Here is an 18,467-nt window from a genome sequence, read left to right as displayed (position 1 = left end):
AAATTAGCTTGTGTTTTTATATTTATACGATGAGTCTTAATCAAACAAGAACAACATACATAATCCTAAATTTGAATTCCTTCCGGTCTCTGATCTTACTAGAATAACCTTTTATGTTTTTCAAATACTTATTGTATATTTTGCGCCGTCCAAAAACCTTGGCTTCGCCAGTTTGCATTCTTTTTTTGGTTAACAAATAAGTAGGTAGTATGGGAAGAATACTTTTGCAGGAAACGGACAGTTCGGTATTAGAGGTTTTAACTCTAGCCCTGGAATACGAAAATTTTATTGTCTATGCGCTTCAGGACTCCGATGCAGATTTCATTTCACTCATTGACTCCAAGCGTCCTCACGTTGTCGTTCTTGACTTTAGGATAGATGTCAAAAGTGTCTGGAGATCCTAAGAACCATTAAACAATGCTATCCCAACCTACCTGTTATCGCTACAAGCTGCAACAATAACATCGATACGGTTGCGTTAAAATCTGGCTTTGATGGATACATCAAAAAGCCGTTTGATATTGAACTCTTGTATAAAATTCTAAGGAAACATATTACAGCCACGGTGGCCTAGTATCATCAAAAAAAGATCGTCTCCCGGATTTGGAGGTACATCTAAATAGGACAGCGAAAAAGCTCATCCATGTCTACTATAACACAAACTTTAGGCCCATAAGAAAATCTGTCTTTTTACAGACATCTGATCAACAAATACTAATTTTTCCAGCAGTCCTTTCTTTTCTGTCATCAATAATTAATAGAGGGCTGTAATTTCTAATTTTGGTTTTTTGCTAAAAGTACTTAGCTGGTATTTAGCTCCTGATCTCTCTGCGCATAAAAAGATAATATGCCAATGCGAAACAGGCAATACTTCCCGCCAGCAGTCCGCTAAGCTGTGGCCATACAATTACCAGGCTTTCTCGGATGGGAAGTGGGGAAGGGATCGCGCCAGAGAGCTGCTCCATGCTCAGCGGCCCCAGGCTCCTAATGGACGGCATAAGTATGGTAGTTGATGAATCGCTGTAAAGCTGGCCGGGAGCCATTCTCATGATATCTAAGATGAGTTCATTGTATCCCAAAATCTGCGCCTGGCTGAGGTTAGCCGGATCAGGTAATATGGCCCTGATGGCCAGATTGACGATCATGGGGTAAAAAACTGTAAAAAACAGCCAGACCCCCAGCGCGCATAGCGCCGATGTTGCTGCCTGGCGAAAAGCGATCGAAAGCAGTATGGATAGGCTCAGGTAAAACCCCACATAAACGATAGTAATAATCACGAATGCCAAAACACGCAATAACTCTGCAGGCTCGATCCTTACTCCGGTAATGATCAGCCCTGCACCCAACATCAGCAGGGTTAGTGAAATAAAAAGGGTACCGATAATTAGCATACCGCTGTAGAATTTGGCAAGCAGTACGTTGTCCCGATAAATGGGTTGGGCTAGTAATCTGGTAAGGGAGCCACTGTTCTGTTCCGAGTTAATGGCATCAAAGCCCATGCTAATGCCTAATAATGGCGCGAGAAAACTCATCAGCACATGAAATGGTGGCATCGAACCATCTGTGGCACCTAGCAGCTTAAGATATAGAAAAGAGTGGTCTGGGTCATCCGTGTTGCTGAAAGCTGTGCGGATATTGGATGCTGAGATGTACATTGAGGCTGCAAAGGTAAGGAGCATCAAAACAAGCAATAAAATAAATCGCCAGCTGTGCACCTGGTCTGAAATTTCTTTTCTCACCATTACCCTAAAAGGGTTGTATTGGTCTCTTTTCATTAGGTTATTTTTACTTGCGGCCAAAAAAGACCCTGCGCTTAATATTTTCATTTTCCAAGGTAGAATTAGTAGTATGTTCAAAATATTTTTGGTAAATCTCATCCAAACCATATTGTTTTTGGCTGGCGGCCTGAATATTTTCTCCCAAGTCGATGAGCTTTCGTATGAGTTTTGGAGTGATGTTTTCACTGGTATTGAAGCTCAAGGTATTCGCCTGAATATCCAGGCTATTAATTTCTGGCCAACTGGTAAATTCAGCTTTTAGTTGCTCAGCATCTGCTGGTGGTGCTGTCAGTTGAATGTAAGTGTGTAAACCGCTATCACCGAAAAGCTCAGCGGCAAGGGTTTGGAGATTACCTGTGGCCAGCAGTTTTCCTTTCACAAATATGCCAACCCTGTGACATACCTGCTGTACATGATGCAAGTGGTGTGAGGAGAGCAGTACGGTGAGCCCCTGTTCTTTTTGCAGGGATGAGATGAGTTCAAGAAATTCCTTTACGCCAGTGGGATCAATACCCAAAGTGGGTTCATCAAGTATAATGAGTTCGGGTTTCTTGATCAGTACCTCAGCCAGTCCCAGCCGTTGCTTCATACCGCGTGAATATTTAGAAACCAGCTTAGCTGTATCTTCCTTTAATCCTACCAGTTCCAGGATTGCGTTGGCATGGTGTTTTATTCCCTTCTCAGGTTGTCCATTCAGCCTGGCAATATAGACCAGATTTTCCAGGCCGGTTAGCTGTGGATAAAATCCCAGATTGTCGGGCATATATCCAACTTTTCGTTTGATCGCAATAGCATCTCTTGTGGCATCAAGTCCACATACCCTTGCTGTGCCGCTATCGGGTTCAGTAAGTCCAAGCATCATGAGTATGCTCGTAGTCTTCCCTGCCCCGTTTGGCCCCAAAAGCCCAAATATCTCCCCGCGCGAAATCTGAAGGCTTAGTTTATCCACGGCGGTATGGGAACCATAGCACTTGCTTAGGTCCCGTAAGTCTATGATTGGTTCCATCTTTCTTATTATTCAGAGTTAATAGTAAAGAGGCTTAACGGCGTCCGAATTTACGTACGAGCAGGTACACCGCTGAGATGGCAATGGCAATAATTATAATCCCAATCCACCCGGAGAGCATGGAGGTTTTAATGAAAATACGGAATGCTGCCTGTGTGGTGGCATTATTTCCTGTAAGGTTAAATGTGGCATTGTAATCGCCTGCAATGGTCTTATCCGGTACTTTTAGCGTCGCCTTGATGACCATTTTCTTTCCACCCTCCAGCTTTTCAATTTGGCTTGGTGAAAAGCTTGCTTCCCATCCACTTGGAAGCTGTGAGGAAATGCTGAGCGAGGATAGTGGTAATGTGCCTGTATTGTGGACCTCCAGTTCAATTTCTTTGTGCGATCCTGCGGTCAGTTCTTCGCTTAGTCTTCCAGTTGGAGTACTTAAAGCAGCTCCATATGATCCTTTTACAACCGCCTCCAGTTGGAGCGAAAGAGTTTGTCCGGATGAAGTGGCACTGAAGGGTATGATATACTTTTTCACCTGAGCACTACTGGTAGCGGAGATTTCAATGGCAATCTCACGGGTCTCTCGGGGCCCTAAGTTTACAGAGGTCACCTGGCTGCCATCAACTCGGCTACTCATCTGCCATCCCACTGGAAGTTCGGCTTTGAGCTCAAAGAGCTGCTGTGTGGCTGTGCCGTTGTGCAGCGTAACAGAATAGCGAAAGGGTTCGTTCGTTGCCGCCTCAATGTTGACCAGTTTAGCGGTCAAAGTTGATACCTTTTCCTGGGCAGCTTGTTGTTGTGAATAGCCGGGCACCCCCGTTGTTATTAATGCTATAACTAAAAGTTTGCGTAGTAATCCCCTACGCGAAGGTTTGAGAAGTAATTGTGTTGACATGATCTAAACCAAAAATGTTAGTAATTGCTCTAAAAAATGTTTTCTGTTCCTATTATCTGATTAGGTTTCAAAACAAAAAAACTGTACGGTTTTTTCAAAATACTTTAACATTTTTTAACAATTAGTCTATCTTGCTTTTTTAGAACTAACTTCTATCCTTGTTGAGTGGCCTAAGATAATCAATTAAATATGATAAGATTTTTGATCGATCTGAAAAGCTGTTAGCCTATAACTTCAAAAATGAAACATTTCTGACCTTCGGAGTTGTAAAGCGTAACTCTGTGATGTTTTCCATCTTGCCGGTCAAAATCAACGATGACTTTTGAATTTAGGATTCGAAAGGAATCTACACTTTTAGGGACTAGAACAAATATGTCCTTAGAATAAGGGGTAATTATTAATTGCTCATCCTGAAGTGATATGGTTAGTTTGGAATCCACTTCTTGTGAATAGTAATTTCCCGTGTATTCTTCCAGTTTTAATTGGTCAAGAGGCGCTGGCCTATTTGTAATTAATGCTGGTTCGGTTACCTGTTTTATTGAGGGGCTCAATAAGCTTATACTACTTTAGAATAAATGATTGATGGAAGGGATGTGAGGAATAATGGGCCTGATCGTAAACAAGGCCCTAATTGACCATTGCATTAACCTGCGATACAAATCACCACTATTAAAGGGCTTTGCAATAAAACTATCCGGAACACATTTTGTACTCACTTCCCTCATAGAAGAGTGTGCGGAAATCAATACCACAGGAATTTCACTGGTACGCAAATCCTTTTTCACCTGATTACAAAGATCCTTACCATCTCCATCCGGCAAACGGACATCAAAAATCAGTAAAGCCGGCATAGCAGTTAAAATCTCACGGTTAAAAGACCATGCATTCGCACAAAGCCTGACCTCATAATTTTCTTCTTCCAGTATTATACCAATGATATCCCTAATCGCAGCATCATCTTCAACCACCATCACCATCTATTTCCTAACCCGCTTTGTGTGTATAGGTAAAACCCTTCGTATTGGCTGTTTTATGGGTTAACTCCTAAAATCAAGGATGTAAATTGGTTAAAATTCAGGTTAAATTGGTTATTATGCAGTTGTCGGTGATTTCGGTGAGGCACTGTATATTTTTCTGTAAAGTGAAGCTTTTTTACCTTATAGTTTTTTTGATGATGCGAACTCTTAACAAAATCCACACCTTAAGCTTGCATTTTTATTCGTTTTACCTGGTTGTTATTAAAAGGATTTACAGCCAGTCTTAATAGCGATGTTGTCAATAACAAGGAGTTTTAAGGAGATGTCAGCTTTCTGCATGCAAAACAAAGCTGGTGTGAGTTCTATGCGAATGTTGAGTTTAGCTTTTAGAGAGCGATTATTTAGGCTATATTCCATCTCTACTACAATTGGAAAATTTATGAAAGCCGCGCAAAAATACCAACGGAATTTTTTATCATGGGGATACCCCCCCTCAGTTTTGCAGTGGATCTAAAAAAACAAATTTAATTTTAAACCTGGCATCTTTAATGATTGTTACCTGAAGACAAAATTCGGGCTTATATTTTAGATTGTCCCTATATTCCCGGTATTGCACTTTTTATCAACGTTTTTATTTTGGGAAGCAGGCCGCTATCGCTGCGCTTTGTAGATAGCAGTACTTGGATGAGCTGGATGAGCTCTGATATAGCAAAAGGCTTTTCCAGTATTGCATCACATCCGTATTCGGAAAGTGATAGCAGGATTTTTGCATAGGCGGAGGTGATGATGATGGGCATATATTCGAAATCATCAATGGCCCGTATTGCGCTGCAGAGTTCTCCTCCGTTCCAATCCGGCAGCATGTAGTCCAGTATGACTAAATCAGGTCGATATTCTTCGATCATCTGGATTGCATTTTCAGGATAGGAGCAACCCTGGCAATTATAACCGTGCTCAAGCAGGATATCCTGAATGGCTTCCAGCAGCATCAGGTCATCCTCGACGATGAATATTTTCTTTTTTTCCATTATTATTCTCTTTATAGTGGTCTAGAACATTTGATTTTAGGTTTAGTTTTATACTACTTTACCCTTATTGAAGGGGGATGATATCTCCCTCTTCGAGTTGGGCAATTCGGAAAATCTCCCTGGAAATTACTGCGACATTTTCCTTTAGTTCTTCAAGGCTGCAATAGATCATACTTATCGGAACGGGAAGGCCTGCAATTTCCTGGGAAAGCTCCATCTGGATGGCGCAGGGATGTCCGTCGCCATTCTTCCCTTTTAGCATTGAGAATATTTCCATTGACAAGGCTTTCTCCCTGCCCAGGCTGAACTTCCCGTAGGGAAGTTTTTTTTTCTTCAGATTGAGCGTAACGCAGATCGAAAATGTGGTTTCCATAGGCTTTGCCTTTTGAGCTTTGTAAACTTAAAGATCTTTATCTAGGTTGATATAAAAATGCCGCACAGGGCGGCATTTTTTCCTTTCAAGGGCTTATCTGATCTCAATCTGTCTGGATACTGCTTTGGCTTCTTCCTTTTTTGGAAGGCTGAGCTTTAGTACCCCCTGGGTATAACTGGCCTGGATTTTATCTGCATCTGCGCTTTCTGGAAGGGTGAAAGATCGGGTGAATGCCGAGTAGCTGTATTCACGTCTGTTGTAGATCTTGCCTTCCGAACTGCTTTCCTCTGATTTTTGCGCAGAAATATTGAGCATATCTTTTTCTATTGATACCCTGAAGTCTTCTTTTTTAAGGCCCGGTGCGGCCAGTTCGATTTGGTAGGCTTCAGCTGATTCTGAAATGTTTACAGCAGGAACGCTGGAAATGCGGCGATCTGAGAAGAATGTGTCTCCAATTACGGATTCGAAAATGTCATTAAAGCCTGGCAATAATGCGCTGTTTTTCTTTTCTGGATTAAATTTAACCAATGTCATAGTATGTTCTCCTTTTAATGGTATAATAAAAAATGGACTATAAATTAATTAATTTTTCTCTAGGACTTTTTATTCCGTAGGTCCCGGTTTGGGTATATCAAGGGGTGTGCCAACGTGCTTTTGGTAGCTTATAGGAAAGTTTTTCAGAAATTTTTTCATTTTTTATGAATTTTTTTCAGCTTTTAAACTGTAATTTTTTCAGTTGTGTGTGCTGCAGTTGGGGCAGAAAGGTTGGCGGAGGTTCGAAATGAAAAACCCACAGATTGCTTTCTTACCAGATAATTTATCTCTTATAATTTAAAAAAAGTGTTTTGAAAAGCAGGGAAGGAACACGTAAAAAAGATTAATGCCGATCAAAAGATTTCCCCAAAGCTTATTGTGGGTAAGGGATGGGTGACTTTGCTACATGGGTGGGGAAGAAACCTAAAAGTGTGCAGTGGTTCTCATTCCAAACTGTACACCCCGTTTTTACCATCTTGTCTTGATAGTATCCTAAAGACTGACCCAAATATATCCAATCCGGCCCAATCTGATCTGGTCATTTTTTAGACAGTACTCGTAATTGTTGGTCCACTGACCCTTCGTGAGATTCCTTAGAAGGCAATATTCAGTCTAAAAGGACATTTTAGGCTTGGAATAACAGAAAATTACCGTCGATAATAAATACTCCAACAAAAGATTTATAAGTTTCGATTTTAAGGCCTTTAGCACAGCGACAATTTAATTTCTCCATGCAAAACAACTAATGAGTCTGGTCAGGCTTCTGGAAAGCTTAAAATCGCTTAAAATGAGCTGAATGGCCATTTTGGAGTGAAATAGAGCGAACAATATAAACCGAAAAGCTGGCCACTATGCGAAATCCCCAAATCCGCTACGGAAGCCGGTCAGGATTCACGGGCTTTTTTATTCTTTATCCGCTGTTATAGCCATTCATCTGGCATAGCACTTATTTTACCTGCTGATTCTTGTGTCGCTGCGCTTTATTGGTCATATACTGCTGGGTTTTGATGTTTTCCCACATGATGAGCTTATCTTCTATTTTGGAGAATGCACGGATATCTCCATCCTGAGAAATGACCAGACCAAGCGAGCCAGGGTGGTTCCAGCAGTAGGCAATCATGGATCGGTGGCGGGTACCGTAATGCTTGGGGTCATGCGGAATAAGTGATTTTGCCGTTGCGGTAGAAGTGGTAGATATATATATTTTGCGGGGCATCTTTTTAGCTTTTAACACCGCACCAAATCCGTTCGAAACCATATTTCTGTTGAATAATACCACACCGTCCACACAGCTTTGAGAAGCGATGAAATTTATCGCCCCCTTGATTTCGTCGCTGGTACCTTTTTTTGCATTGAATGATATGGTCTCTGCATTGTAAAGCCCGCGGCTGATTGATCTTCTGCCTGCCTGTAAATATTCATCAATGATGCTCTCGGTAACAAAATTATCTATAGAGGCCTTTGCATGTGCGATCATGGCCAGGGTTAACCGCTCATAATGGATCTTATATTTGATATCCAGGTCTATATTATTGTCTGCTATCAGAATCGCACCCCCGTGCTGATAATTCTGGATTTTGAGCAGTAATCTTGAAAAGGTCTGAATCCATAGACCATCTAAAAATTCCTCCCAATCTTCATAATACTCATTGGGGTAGCAATCTTTCAGGTAAGCCTGTATAGCTGTCTTCAGGAAATCGGCGTTTGTTTTCAAAATCTTGGAGATTGGGCCAATGGTCAGTACATCCAGATATCTTTTTACCAGTACATTTTGTTTCAATGTAGCCAGAAGCTCGTAATCAAATAATACATGTAGGGTTCCGATATCACTAATCGATACCTGAAACAGACCGGGCTGCTCGGAGTGCCTGTCAGACTCGTAATTCAAGAAGTTCTGATAATGCATCGCCTGATCAATCATTCCCCAGATATAGAGTGCGCCTGTATGGTCATAATAAACAGCTATCGAAGAGCTTGAGGGGTCTGCTGCTTTGGAAAGTTTTGCAAGGGCCTTGGTACTCAGTGGTATATGATGATCAAACACTATACAGCTCCAACGCTCAGGTACGATGTGTTTTGGTGGATTGGGATCTGGGTTTTCCGGATTGATAAAGGTGATGGTAACCTGGATCAATTCGCTCTCTTCCTTGCACATACTGGAGTAAAAGAGGCAGTCAAAAAGCTGGTCAAGAACACTCAAATCCGGCACAGGATACCTGGTCCTGTTTAGTTTTAATTTGTCTTGGACCAATATTGAAAGATCCTGCGGGCGTGAATTTTCCAAGGTGATAGATTTAATTAAAAACATTCATATCGACAAAATGTTTGAGTTACACTATAGATATATAGCCTGTGGATTTTGAAAAATGGAATGTTCTTATTGCGGTTAAAGGCTTCCAGTTACTATGTTATTCAATGGGATAAGTATAAGCGATAACCATCATTTAGACAATTAGGTTATGGTAGAGAAATGCTTCGTATTGATGGGGGATAAACCAGTTTCATTGAAATATTCAGTCCTTATCATTTGGAAGGTTTATGAGCTTAATGATTTGAAAATATAATAATTTGATTAAAATTTTTTTTATTGAACACTGTTCAGTATTTTTGCTTCTGAATTAAATTATTCGATATGAAAAAAGCATTAATTACCGGAGCAAGCGGTGGTATCGGTCTTGAAGTCGCTAAGCGGCTTGCCGGATATAACTATGCCATTACCCTTGTTGCAAGAAATGAGCAAAAGCTCAATCATTTGCTTAAAGAACTCGGCAGTGGATCTCATCAGGCAATCTTAGCTGATCTTTGTAATCATGATGAGCTTAGAAGACTCATGGAGCATATCGGTAGCAACGATTATGATCTGCTCATTAACAATGCAGGGAATGGGCATTATGGTGAATTCCTGGAAATAGATCTTGAGGATCAGTTGGATACCATGCGGTTGAACATGGAAGCAACTGTAGCATTATCTTTCTCATTTTTGGAAAGGGCTACTCGTGGTAGTGCGCTGGTTAATATGGGGTCATTATTGGGACACAGTTCGCTACCGGGTGGAGCAGTGTATGCTGCTACCAAGAGCTTTGTAGCTAACTTTTCCGAATCCTTATGGTATGAGTACAAGGATAGAGGTATTTTTATTATGGGTTTCAATCCTGGTGCAGCAGACTCGGAGTTTCATCTCAACGCTGGCCGGAGTATAAATGATTTTCCAAAATTCGTGGTATCAAGTGTTTCGGAAGTTGCAGATGAACTGGTGGCTGCGCTGAAAAAAAGACATAAGCCCAGGGTAGTGCAAGGCCTTAAAAACAGGTTGATGTTGTTCGGTTTTAGGTTTCTAAGCAGAGCTGCTGCGATCAAAATTATGGCGTGTATCAGTCCAGGAATGCCTAAAGTTCAAAATCATGTTCCATTCAGTACACCATTATAGAAAATTTATATCTTTAACATTTATCACAACTGATGGGCATTACAGAAAGAAAACAAAAAGAGAAGCAGGAAATGCGTCAACGCATACTCAATGGTGCAAGGAAAGTATTTCTTCAAAATGGCTACGAGCAGACCAGTATGCGCAACATTGCTAGTGAGATCAGCTATAGTGCAGGTGTAATTTATTTTCACTTCAAGGATAAAAGTGAGATCTTTCACGAACTCCATAAGGAAGGATTTAGTTTGCTCCTTAAGCAGTTAAGGGTTTTGGACGTATTGCCTGATCCCTTTGAGCGATTAAAGGCAGGTGGACGTGTTTTTATCCAGTTTGCACAAGAAAATAAGGACTACTATAACCTGATGTTTTTAGTGGAAGAACCCATCAAAAACCCAGATCAAAGCGGTTTTCAGATAGCTGTTGAAGCCATCAATCATCTCCATTCTATGGTGAAAGAATGCCAGGAGTTGGGCCGTTTCAAGGAAATGGACTCTGAATACTTTTCATTTATGATTCTTTCGGCAATTCACGGTATCTGCGCCCTCTTTTGTAAAGACCGTACTGCAAGCTTTCACAGCAAAACCAATGATGAACTAATGGAGCATGGATATGCCTGTTTTGTGCGTCTCTTAGAAAAGGATTAAACCTTTTTTTAACTATTTGTTGAACACTGTTTAAAATTATTACAATGATTATTAATTACCTTTTTAAACCTTTAGGTCAATGGAGAGCTCTGCTCTTCATTCTATTGATCTCCGCCCCGTCTTGCTTGAATGCGCAAAGTCAATTAAGTGCGTACATCTCGCAGGGGCTTTCCACAAACCAAAGCATTAAAGAGCAGGATTTTCTGCTGAAAAGGAATATTTATCTGCTCCAGGAGGCAAAAAGTATGTTTTTACCCACCATTACTTTTTCCACTACTTACACAAGGGCCGATGGGGGCAGGACAATTGATTTTCCTACAGGCGATCTTTTCAATGCCGCCTATGCTACGCTGAACCAGCTGACCGGGAGCAACTCGTTCCCTCAGCTCCAGAACCAGAGTATACTGCTCAATCCAGATAATTTCTACGATGCCAAGTTCCGTACGAGCCTTCCCATCCTGAATGCCGAACTGGTGTACAACAAAAGGATCAAGTCTCAACAGGTGGACCTGCAAAAGGTGGAGATACTGCTTTATAAACGCGAGCTGGTGAAAGAAATCAAGACGGCCTATTACAATTATCTAAAAGCCACCAATGCCATCAGCATCTATGAGTCCTTTCTGAAACTCTTGGAAGAGGGCGAAAGGGTAAACCTGAAACTCTTTGAGAACAACAAAATTAACCGTACTGCGGTGATCCGAAGCCAGAACGAGGTGTCAAAAATAAAAGCATCACTGACCGGTGCTCAAAAAACAGAGGAATCTGCCCGTTTCTATTTCAATTTCCTATTGAACAGGTCGTTGACCGAAGCTATTTTGACTGATGATGTACCCACACTACCTGCGCAGGACAACCTGTCATTCGGCGATGTGAGTGGCCGGGAGGAGCTGGTAAAACTACAGATTGCTAAAGGGATTAATCAAAACCTGACCGGCCTTGCCAAATCGTACCTCATTCCCAAAATTGGTACTTCGCTCGATCTGGGTTCCCAGGCCTTCGACTGGAAGTTCAATGATAAAAGCAGATATTATCTGTTGGGCATCTCACTGGAGTGGAATCTGTTTTCGTCTGGACGAAACAGTTATAAGATCAAACAGGCGATTGCCAGCGAACAGGCCGTATCAGCGCAGAACAGCCACGTAACCCAGCAATTGTTGACCGAACTCAATGTGCGCAGGGCTAACCTGCAGAGTGCATCGGCCCGGTACCAAGCCGCACAGTCGCAACTCAAGACCAGCCAGACCTATTATAACGATATGACCAAGCTTTATAAAGAAGGAATGGCCATTTACATCGAGCTGCTCGATGCCCAGAACCAATGGGTCGATGCCCAGCTCCAATCCAATATTGCCCTATTTGACACCTGGATATCGTTCACGGCAATTGAGCGTGCGAATGCCAGCTTTAACCTACAATAAATATCATGAAGAAGATTCAACTTACATTAATTGCACTTACATCATTATTGTTCGCTTGCAAAGAAAAACCAAAAAATACAAACGCACTTGGCCAGCCCGACATCGTCCCGGTGAAAATTGCCTCAGTTTCCTCATTAGGGGTTACAAACAGCATTCAGGCCACAGGCCTGGTAGCTACCGAAAATGAGGCCAATTATGCCTTTAAGATTGGAGGGGTCATCAGTAAGATACTGGTAGAGGAGGGGCAGTTCTTTAAAAAAGGACAATTGCTGGCTACACTTAATACCACCGAGATTGTGGCTGGATTGGCGCAGGCAGACCTTGGCGTGGATAAGGCCAAACGCGACTATGCCAGGGCAGTAAACCTGTACAAGGATAGCGTATTTACGCTGGAACAGTTGCAGAATACCAGGACAGCGCTTGAGGTTGCCAAAAAAACAAGTGAGGCAACTGCCTTTAACTATCGCTACGCTAAGATCTATGCTGCTTCGGATGGTTTTGTAACCAAAAAGGTAGCCAGCGTGGGAGAAGTAGTAGGTGGGGGAATGCCGGTGCTGATGACCAGCTCTACCCAAAATAGCGATAGCTATCTGCTGAAGGTCGGGGTCACCGATCAGGAGTGGGCGGGAATCAAAGCGGGACAACAAGCAGTTATCAACCTTGATGGCTATCCTGATCAGACCTTTCAGGCAACGGTACTGCGCAAGCTGCAGTCTGCTGATGCTTCCATTGGATCTTTTCAGGTTGAACTTAAGCTACAGCTAGGCAACCTAAGGCCGGCGATAGGTATGTTTGGAAAAGCAGCGATCCAGACCAATGTTTCCCAGAATGCTACCGCAATCCCCTTCAGCGCCCTGGTAGAGGCAGATGGAGAAAAGGGCTTCATATTTACCCCAATTGGTAAAGACCGCGTTAAAAAAGTGCCGGTGACCATCCTGAAGTTTGACAACAAAAATGTATATCTAAAGGATAAGCTGGAGGGTGTAGAACAAATCGTTACCTCTAACAGTGCATACCTAAACGAACAGTCTACAGTAAAAATTATTAAGTAAAGACGACGACATGAAAATTACAAACTTTGCCGTAAAAAACTACCAGTTTACCCTAATCATATTCGTACTGGTGGCGGTGGTAGGACTTCTAACGCTTTTTACCATGCCACGATCAGAGGATCCAACTACCCATCCCCCGCAATATCTGGTTACCGTTATCTATCCCGGTACCAGTCCTAAGGATATGGAAGAGCAGGTAGTTAAACCTATTGAAAACAAGATCTATGGATTAGAAAACATCGACAAGATCCTGACCACGATTGAAGATGGTGTTGCCGCCATACAGATCAAGTTCAAGTACGGGGTTGATGTGGACAACAAATACCAGGAGATCTCAACGGAAATCAACGCCCTTAAAAATGGGGAGCTTCCAAAGGACATCTACCTGGTCAAAACCGAAAAAATTGCCTCCTCAGATGTAAAGATTATCCAGATGGCACTCATATCCAATACTGCATCGGCCAAAACCCTTAGGGACAATGCAGATAAACTGAAGACCCAACTGGAAAAGATTACCAACCTGAGGGAAGTGAAATACACTGGGATGCCGGAGCAGGAGATCCGGATTGATATGCAACTGGATAAACTTGCACAGTTGAGAATCCCGTTGAATGTGGTGATGGGAAGTTTGCAGAGTGAGGCAGCAGATATTCCAGGGGGGAGCATCAATATGGACGATAAGGTATTCAATGTAAAAACCAGCGGTAAGTTTAAAAACGTGGAGGATGTTGCAAACACGGTAATCTACAATGCAAACGGAAAAATTATATATCTAAAAGATGTGGCACAGGTGGGTTATAAGGATGGCATGGTTAGCCACATCACCAGGATCAACGGACAGCGCTGCATCCTGATTACTTCATCGATGAAGAACAACGTGGATATCAGCGAGGTCAAGAAAGAATATACTCCAGTATTGGAGCAATTCGCTGAAACATTGCCCGAAAACATCAAAATGATTAAAAACTTTGACCAGGCAGACATGGTTTCCAAACGCCTGGGACATCTGGGTTTTGATTTTGGGCTGGCGATCGTATTGGTGGTGGTTACCCTTTTGCCTCTGGGCTTTAGACCTTCACTGATCGTAATGATCTCCATTCCACTTTCGTTGGCGCTTGGCCTGATTGCGATGAACCTGTTGGGCTTTTCGCTCAACCAGCTCAGTATCGTTGGACTGGTAGTGGCATTAGGTTTGCTCGTGGATGATAGTATCGTGGTAGTAGAGAATATTGAAAGATGGCTACGTGAAGGTCATAGCCGAAAGGATGCCATCTTAAAGGGAACAAAGCAGATTGGCGTAGCCGTTGTGGGCTGTACGGCTACGCTTGTGATTGCGTTTCTGCCATTAGCCTTCTTGCCTGATATGGCAGGAGAGTTCATTAGAAGCCTACCTATGGCCATTATTACTAGTGTTTTGGCCTCGATGATCGTAGCCTTAACGCTTGTACCTTTTATTGGCAGCAAGATCCTAAAGACCCATACCCATGGAGAAGGGAATTATTTCCTTAGAAAGCTGCAGGGCTTTTTAACCTGGTCATACAAAGGTATCATGCCACTGGCGCTGAAATGGCCAAAGGTGACTATTGGAATATCTGTTGGGTTGAGCGTACTGGCTTTTTTACTTTTTCCTTTGGCAGGTTTTAAACTTTTCCCCACTTCGGAAAAACCGATGTTCCTGATCAATATTAAAATGCCTTTACAAGCAAATATACCCGAAAGCGACAGGGCTGCAAAGCTGGTGGAAACGGAGCTGAAAAAGCATCCCGAAATCGTATACTATACCTCGAACGTTGGTAAAGGCAATCCGCAGATCTATTATAACGTTCATCAACAGGATATTAAGCCTGATTTTGCACAGATTTTCGTGCAATTGGGAGAAGAGACCAGTCCGATTGACAAGACCGAGCTGATCAAAACGCTAAGGAACAAGTTCACGGATTTTCCCTATGCAAAAATAGAGGTTAAGGATTTCGAACAGGGTACTCCCATCGAAGCAAATATCGTGATAAGGGTTTTTGGTGAAAATCAGGATACCCTCAGGTCATTGTCGTTCAAAGTTGAAGAACTACTGCGCAAACATCCGGGTACTTTTTTCATTAACAACGAGCTTAATGCCTATAAATCTGATGTGAAAATAAAGATTAATAAGGAAAAGGCCAGGACGCTGGGCGTGTTGACTAGTGACGTAGACAAAGTAGTCAGGATGGCCGTGGCCGGACTGAATGTGGGCGATTATATTGACGATAGGGGAGATTCGAGAAATGTGGTAATCACCATTCCACGCAATAAGTATTCAAACCTAAATGCCCTTAAGAATCTTTATGTCAATAATATTCAGGGTGCTCCGATTCAGATTGACCAGATAGCGAGCGTTGGGCTTGAAACCTCTCCAACTGCAATCAACCATTTTAATAAATCACGATTTGCAAAAGTAACCTCACTGACAAAGGATAATGTGTTGGCAAACGATATATTGAAGGACATTGTACCCGAACTCAAAAAGTTGAAGATGCCGAAAGGTTATTACTACAAGCTGTCAGGAGAGGCGGAGTCAGAGGGCGATGCGCTGGGTGGCAATTTTCTGTCAGTGATTATTTTAAGTACATTCCTGTTCATCGCGGTGCTATTGCTTCAGTTTAAGACTTTTAAGGGAATCATCATAGTCCTTTCCATCATTCCTTTGGGCGTTTTGGGTGGTGTGATTTTCCTGTTGATGACAGGAAACCCCATGTCTTTGGTATCTATAATTGGTTTTATTGGTTTATCTGGTATACAAGTGAAAAATTCACTGCTATTGGTAGATTTTACCAACCAGTTGCGTGCTGAAGGAAAAAGTATAGATGAGGCCATTGATATAGCCGGGGAGACCAGGTTTCTGCCCGTCGTGCTGACTTCAATAACCGCCATTTGTGGCCTGATCCCTATAGCAATGAATCCCAACCCACAGATCGCACCGCTCGCAATTGTGTTGATTGGGGGACTCATCAGTTCAACAATATTATCAAGGATTGTAACCCCGGTGATGTATAAGCTTATTCCACCAAGATTGGATGAAAAAGATTAATGTTAAACCAGCAGAAGAAGTAAAGTTATCTCATTTGAGCAAACTAAAACTGAAGTAGATATGTATTTATAGCATCATAAGTTTAGGGTGACAATTAGGTTAAACTTGTGATGCCTGTAATGGGCGGAACCAATAAACACCAGAAATTTATGAGGCGTTTGTACCACGATTGATAAGCTATTTGATTAAGCAACAGACAAGATCCAACTACAAAAGGACTCGGGAAAAAACGACTAAGGTTTAATCTGTGGTGGGGATACTGTTATACTGATGGAAGATAAAAAAACGGAATTAAATGAATTTAACAGGAAGAATTGATGAAAATTACTTCAAAATCAAAACTTAGCAAATTATTATGAATATCACTGAAAAGATCCAAGAGTTAAAACAAAACAGAATAGTTCTTATCGAAAAATTGTCCCACTTGAATACTCAGCAGTTCAATGAGATTCCCCTTAAATATACCAATAACATCATCTGGAATTTAGGGCATATGCTGGTCACCCCCATCTACCACTTATATTCTGGTGCTGAAAAGATGCCTCCGAATATCCATAACCTTTACAAAAAATATCTAAAGGACACAAAACCAAACACCAGAACGGGTAGTCTTGAAATTGAGGAAATACTAAACTTGATGATCCCAACATTGGAGCGCCTAGAAGAAGACTTTCATGCAGGTGTATTCAGCCATGATCAAGGCTTTGCGTTAAGTGCTTTTGAAAGGGGATTCGATTTTTTGATTTTTCATGAGAATATCCATATCAATACTATAATGGGGATATTAAAGGCCATGGGTTCAGGTAGGTGAGATGGCGATTGAACCAAATCAGAGCCGTCCTGATTGGAGATTTCGTTATCACTGACCAATCGATTCCATAGCAGAGTGATCAATCCAAGCAAATAGTTTGCACCCTTTTAATTTCGTAGGGTTCAGTTTGTTGTGCTGGTCAAATTTGTCCGTGACTCATTGGCTAAAATTTCTGTAATGAACTGATCATCAAATGCGAAATCTCCAGTAAATGCCGCATTTTAGTTATTGAATTTTGATCTAAGGGGAGACTGCTTTAGCTTCTTCATTTTTAGGGATCTCCAATTTTGGTATACCGATCTTAACCGGCCGTGATGTCTTCGGTATCAGCATGTTCAGCCAATGTAAATTAGCGTATTTTTGATGGCACTTTCACTATCGTTCTCTTTGCTTTTTTCTATGGCGATAAGGATAGCGATAGGAAAGCCTGTCGACCTTTTCATACCTTAAGAAAGACTTTTATTATCTGATCAGGGTAATTAACTGTTGTTTGTATTGAAAACAACAGTCTATAAAAAATGAAATAAAAATATATAATCTATAGATTTTGTATACATTTGCTCGTGTAAACAACTTTTGCTTGTTTCCATTCTGTTAGATTCAGATAAATTTTGAAGCTTTCGATAACTGCCGGAAGAAGAAAGGAAAGGTGGTCGAAAATTGACATATAAAGTCTCTCCAGTACTTTTTTGACAATTTAACGTCTTTTTCTTTTCTATTTTTTGTCTTGAGCTTATAATTTGTGGATTCAGCTATTAAAAAATCCTTATTTGAGTATTCAGTACTCATTTTTTTATCTCGATATAATTAGGAACAGGCAATTTTTGTTTATTATTGAATGTTTTAGTAAATTAGAAATACCGAAATCCCACCCATGCCTGTCTCACTACTTTTAAACGAAAAGGAATTGTTGATTAAAATAGCTAAAGGGGATCGGTATGCATTCACGACAGTTTTTAATCACTATCAAAATTTCGTTTTCAGCTTCGCTAAGCGAATTACCCATTCCGATGATATGGCTTTGGAGATTGTTCAGGATGTATTTTTAAACATTTGGAACACCAGATCCAGGCTTGAAGACATTGAGAGTTTTGGCGCATATTTAAATAGACTTGTACGCAATCGGGCTTTCAATGTACTTAGAGATCTTTCAAAAAAAGCAAATCTCACTGTAGATTTAGAACAAGCGGAAGGGAAAGCAGAAGCCTCAACGCTTGAGCAGCTCGATTACAGGGAGACCTTAAGAATAGTAGATCAGGCCATTTCGGGTCTTTCTCCCCAACAGCAACTGGCTTATCAGCTATGTCATCAACAAGGTCTAAAATATGAGGAAGCAGGCAAACAAATGGGCATTTCTCCCCAAACCGTACACGTACACATGAGGTCGGCCTTAAAGAAAATCAGGGAGCATTTGAAAAGAAATGCAATCGCTTTTCCGCTTTTAGTTATGGTTTTGTTAAAATAATCCA

The 18,467-nt window shown here is 41.5% G+C and carries 16 protein-coding genes; 7 read left to right on the top strand and 9 right to left on the bottom strand.

The genetic code is table 11. The annotated features are described in order from the left end of the window. Positions 1-812: 812 nt before the first annotated feature. The 9 genes from BMX11_RS10055 to BMX11_RS10015 all read right to left on the bottom strand — a co-directional run bounded on the left by BMX11_RS10055 (position 813) and on the right by BMX11_RS10015 (position 8,893). Positions 813-1,775 (bottom strand): ABC transporter permease, encoded by a 963-nt coding sequence (locus BMX11_RS10055; RefSeq protein ID WP_217643818.1) that lies wholly within the window; start codon positions 1,773-1,775, stop codon positions 813-815. 10 nt (positions 1,776-1,785) lie between these two features. Beyond that, positions 1,786-2,784, bottom strand: coding sequence for an ABC transporter ATP-binding protein (locus BMX11_RS10050; RefSeq protein WP_090883898.1), 999 nt, complete (start codon positions 2,782-2,784; stop codon positions 1,786-1,788). A gap of 34 nt (positions 2,785-2,818) precedes the next feature. After that, positions 2,819-3,673, bottom strand: coding sequence for a COG1470 family protein (locus BMX11_RS10045; protein ID WP_090883897.1), 855 nt, complete (start codon positions 3,671-3,673; stop codon positions 2,819-2,821). Positions 3,674-3,894: 221 nt separating this feature from the next. After that, complete coding sequence (locus tag BMX11_RS24820) at positions 3,895-4,224, bottom strand: DUF3471 domain-containing protein (protein ID WP_090883896.1); 330 nt, start codon at positions 4,222-4,224, stop codon at positions 3,895-3,897. 15 nt (positions 4,225-4,239) lie between these two features. Further along, positions 4,240-4,644, bottom strand: a complete 405-nt coding sequence (locus BMX11_RS10035; RefSeq protein WP_175474528.1) for a response regulator — start codon at positions 4,642-4,644, stop codon at positions 4,240-4,242. Positions 4,645-5,246: 602 nt separating this feature from the next. Continuing rightward, a complete protein-coding gene (locus BMX11_RS10030; RefSeq protein WP_090883894.1) occupies positions 5,247-5,678 on the bottom strand; it encodes a response regulator in 432 nt (143 codons plus the stop codon). Positions 5,679-5,742: 64 nt separating this feature from the next. Beyond that, entirely contained in the window at positions 5,743-6,051 is a 309-nt protein-coding gene (locus BMX11_RS10025; RefSeq protein ID WP_090883893.1) for a hypothetical protein, read from the bottom strand. 93 nt (positions 6,052-6,144) lie between these two features. Continuing rightward, positions 6,145-6,585, bottom strand: a complete 441-nt coding sequence (locus BMX11_RS10020) for an Hsp20/alpha crystallin family protein (RefSeq protein ID WP_090883892.1) — start codon at positions 6,583-6,585, stop codon at positions 6,145-6,147. A 946-nt stretch (positions 6,586-7,531) separates the two neighbouring features. Then, entirely contained in the window at positions 7,532-8,893 is a 1,362-nt protein-coding gene (locus tag BMX11_RS10015; RefSeq protein WP_090883891.1) for a putative sensor domain DACNV-containing protein, read from the bottom strand. 324 nt (positions 8,894-9,217) lie between these two features. On the opposite strand from BMX11_RS10015, the gene BMX11_RS10010 reads away from it, so the two are divergent. The 7 genes from BMX11_RS10010 (at position 9,218) to BMX11_RS09980 (ending at position 18,463) form a co-directional block, all read left to right on the top strand. After that, positions 9,218-10,012, top strand: a complete 795-nt coding sequence (locus BMX11_RS10010; protein ID WP_090883890.1) for an SDR family NAD(P)-dependent oxidoreductase — start codon at positions 9,218-9,220, stop codon at positions 10,010-10,012. A gap of 32 nt (positions 10,013-10,044) precedes the next feature. Beyond that, complete coding sequence (locus BMX11_RS10005; protein ID WP_090883889.1) at positions 10,045-10,653, top strand: TetR/AcrR family transcriptional regulator; 609 nt, start codon at positions 10,045-10,047, stop codon at positions 10,651-10,653. A 44-nt stretch (positions 10,654-10,697) separates the two neighbouring features. Continuing rightward, positions 10,698-12,071, top strand: a complete 1,374-nt coding sequence (locus BMX11_RS10000; RefSeq protein ID WP_090883888.1) for a TolC family protein — start codon at positions 10,698-10,700, stop codon at positions 12,069-12,071. Positions 12,072-12,076: 5 nt separating this feature from the next. Further along, entirely contained in the window at positions 12,077-13,123 is a 1,047-nt protein-coding gene (locus BMX11_RS09995; RefSeq protein WP_090883887.1) for an efflux RND transporter periplasmic adaptor subunit, read from the top strand. Between the two features lie 10 nt (positions 13,124-13,133). Then, positions 13,134-16,187 carry an efflux RND transporter permease subunit gene (locus BMX11_RS09990; RefSeq protein WP_090883886.1) on the top strand — a complete coding sequence of 1,018 codons (3,054 nt, stop codon included), beginning with the start codon at positions 13,134-13,136 and terminating at the stop codon, positions 16,185-16,187. Positions 16,188-16,542: 355 nt separating this feature from the next. After that, the gene (locus BMX11_RS09985; RefSeq protein ID WP_090883885.1) at positions 16,543-16,998 is read left to right on the top strand and encodes a DinB family protein; all 456 of its coding nucleotides are present in this window, start codon (positions 16,543-16,545) and stop codon (positions 16,996-16,998) included. Between the two features lie 874 nt (positions 16,999-17,872). After that, positions 17,873-18,463, top strand: coding sequence for an RNA polymerase sigma factor (locus BMX11_RS09980; protein ID WP_090883884.1), 591 nt, complete (start codon positions 17,873-17,875; stop codon positions 18,461-18,463). Positions 18,464-18,467: the final 4 nt, after the last annotated feature.

Origin of the sequence: Pedobacter rhizosphaerae (assembly GCF_900111155.1) — a bacterium.
Taxonomy (GTDB): domain Bacteria; phylum Bacteroidota; class Bacteroidia; order Sphingobacteriales; family Sphingobacteriaceae; genus Pedobacter; species Pedobacter rhizosphaerae.
Note: the sequence above shows the minus strand (reverse complement) of the source record. Positions and strands in the feature narration are given on the sequence as shown.

Excerpts from the sequence above, each read along its gene's own strand:
- BMX11_RS10055 (WP_217643818.1), bottom strand. The coding sequence starts at position 1,775 with ATGAAAAGAGACCAATACAACCCTTTTAGGGTAATGGTGAGAAAAGAA.
- BMX11_RS10050 (WP_090883898.1), bottom strand. The coding sequence starts at position 2,784 with ATGGAACCAATCATAGACTTACGGGACCTAAGCAAGTGCTATGGTTCC.
- BMX11_RS10045 (WP_090883897.1), bottom strand. The coding sequence starts at position 3,673 with ATGTCAACACAATTACTTCTCAAACCTTCGCGTAGGGGATTACTACGC.
- BMX11_RS10035 (WP_175474528.1), bottom strand. The coding sequence starts at position 4,644 with ATGGTGGTTGAAGATGATGCTGCGATTAGGGATATCATTGGTATAATA.
- BMX11_RS10030 (WP_090883894.1), bottom strand. The coding sequence starts at position 5,678 with ATGGAAAAAAAGAAAATATTCATCGTCGAGGATGACCTGATGCTGCTG.
- BMX11_RS10025 (WP_090883893.1), bottom strand. The coding sequence starts at position 6,051 with ATGGAAACCACATTTTCGATCTGCGTTACGCTCAATCTGAAGAAAAAA.
- BMX11_RS10020 (WP_090883892.1), bottom strand. The coding sequence starts at position 6,585 with ATGACATTGGTTAAATTTAATCCAGAAAAGAAAAACAGCGCATTATTG.
- BMX11_RS10015 (WP_090883891.1), bottom strand. The coding sequence starts at position 8,893 with ATGTTTTTAATTAAATCTATCACCTTGGAAAATTCACGCCCGCAGGAT.
- BMX11_RS10010 (WP_090883890.1), top strand. The coding sequence starts at position 9,218 with ATGAAAAAAGCATTAATTACCGGAGCAAGCGGTGGTATCGGTCTTGAA.
- BMX11_RS10005 (WP_090883889.1), top strand. The coding sequence starts at position 10,045 with ATGGGCATTACAGAAAGAAAACAAAAAGAGAAGCAGGAAATGCGTCAA.
- BMX11_RS10000 (WP_090883888.1), top strand. The coding sequence starts at position 10,698 with ATGATTATTAATTACCTTTTTAAACCTTTAGGTCAATGGAGAGCTCTG.
- BMX11_RS09995 (WP_090883887.1), top strand. The coding sequence starts at position 12,077 with ATGAAGAAGATTCAACTTACATTAATTGCACTTACATCATTATTGTTC.
- BMX11_RS09990 (WP_090883886.1), top strand. The coding sequence starts at position 13,134 with ATGAAAATTACAAACTTTGCCGTAAAAAACTACCAGTTTACCCTAATC.
- BMX11_RS09985 (WP_090883885.1), top strand. The coding sequence starts at position 16,543 with ATGAATATCACTGAAAAGATCCAAGAGTTAAAACAAAACAGAATAGTT.
- BMX11_RS09980 (WP_090883884.1), top strand. The coding sequence starts at position 17,873 with ATGCCTGTCTCACTACTTTTAAACGAAAAGGAATTGTTGATTAAAATA.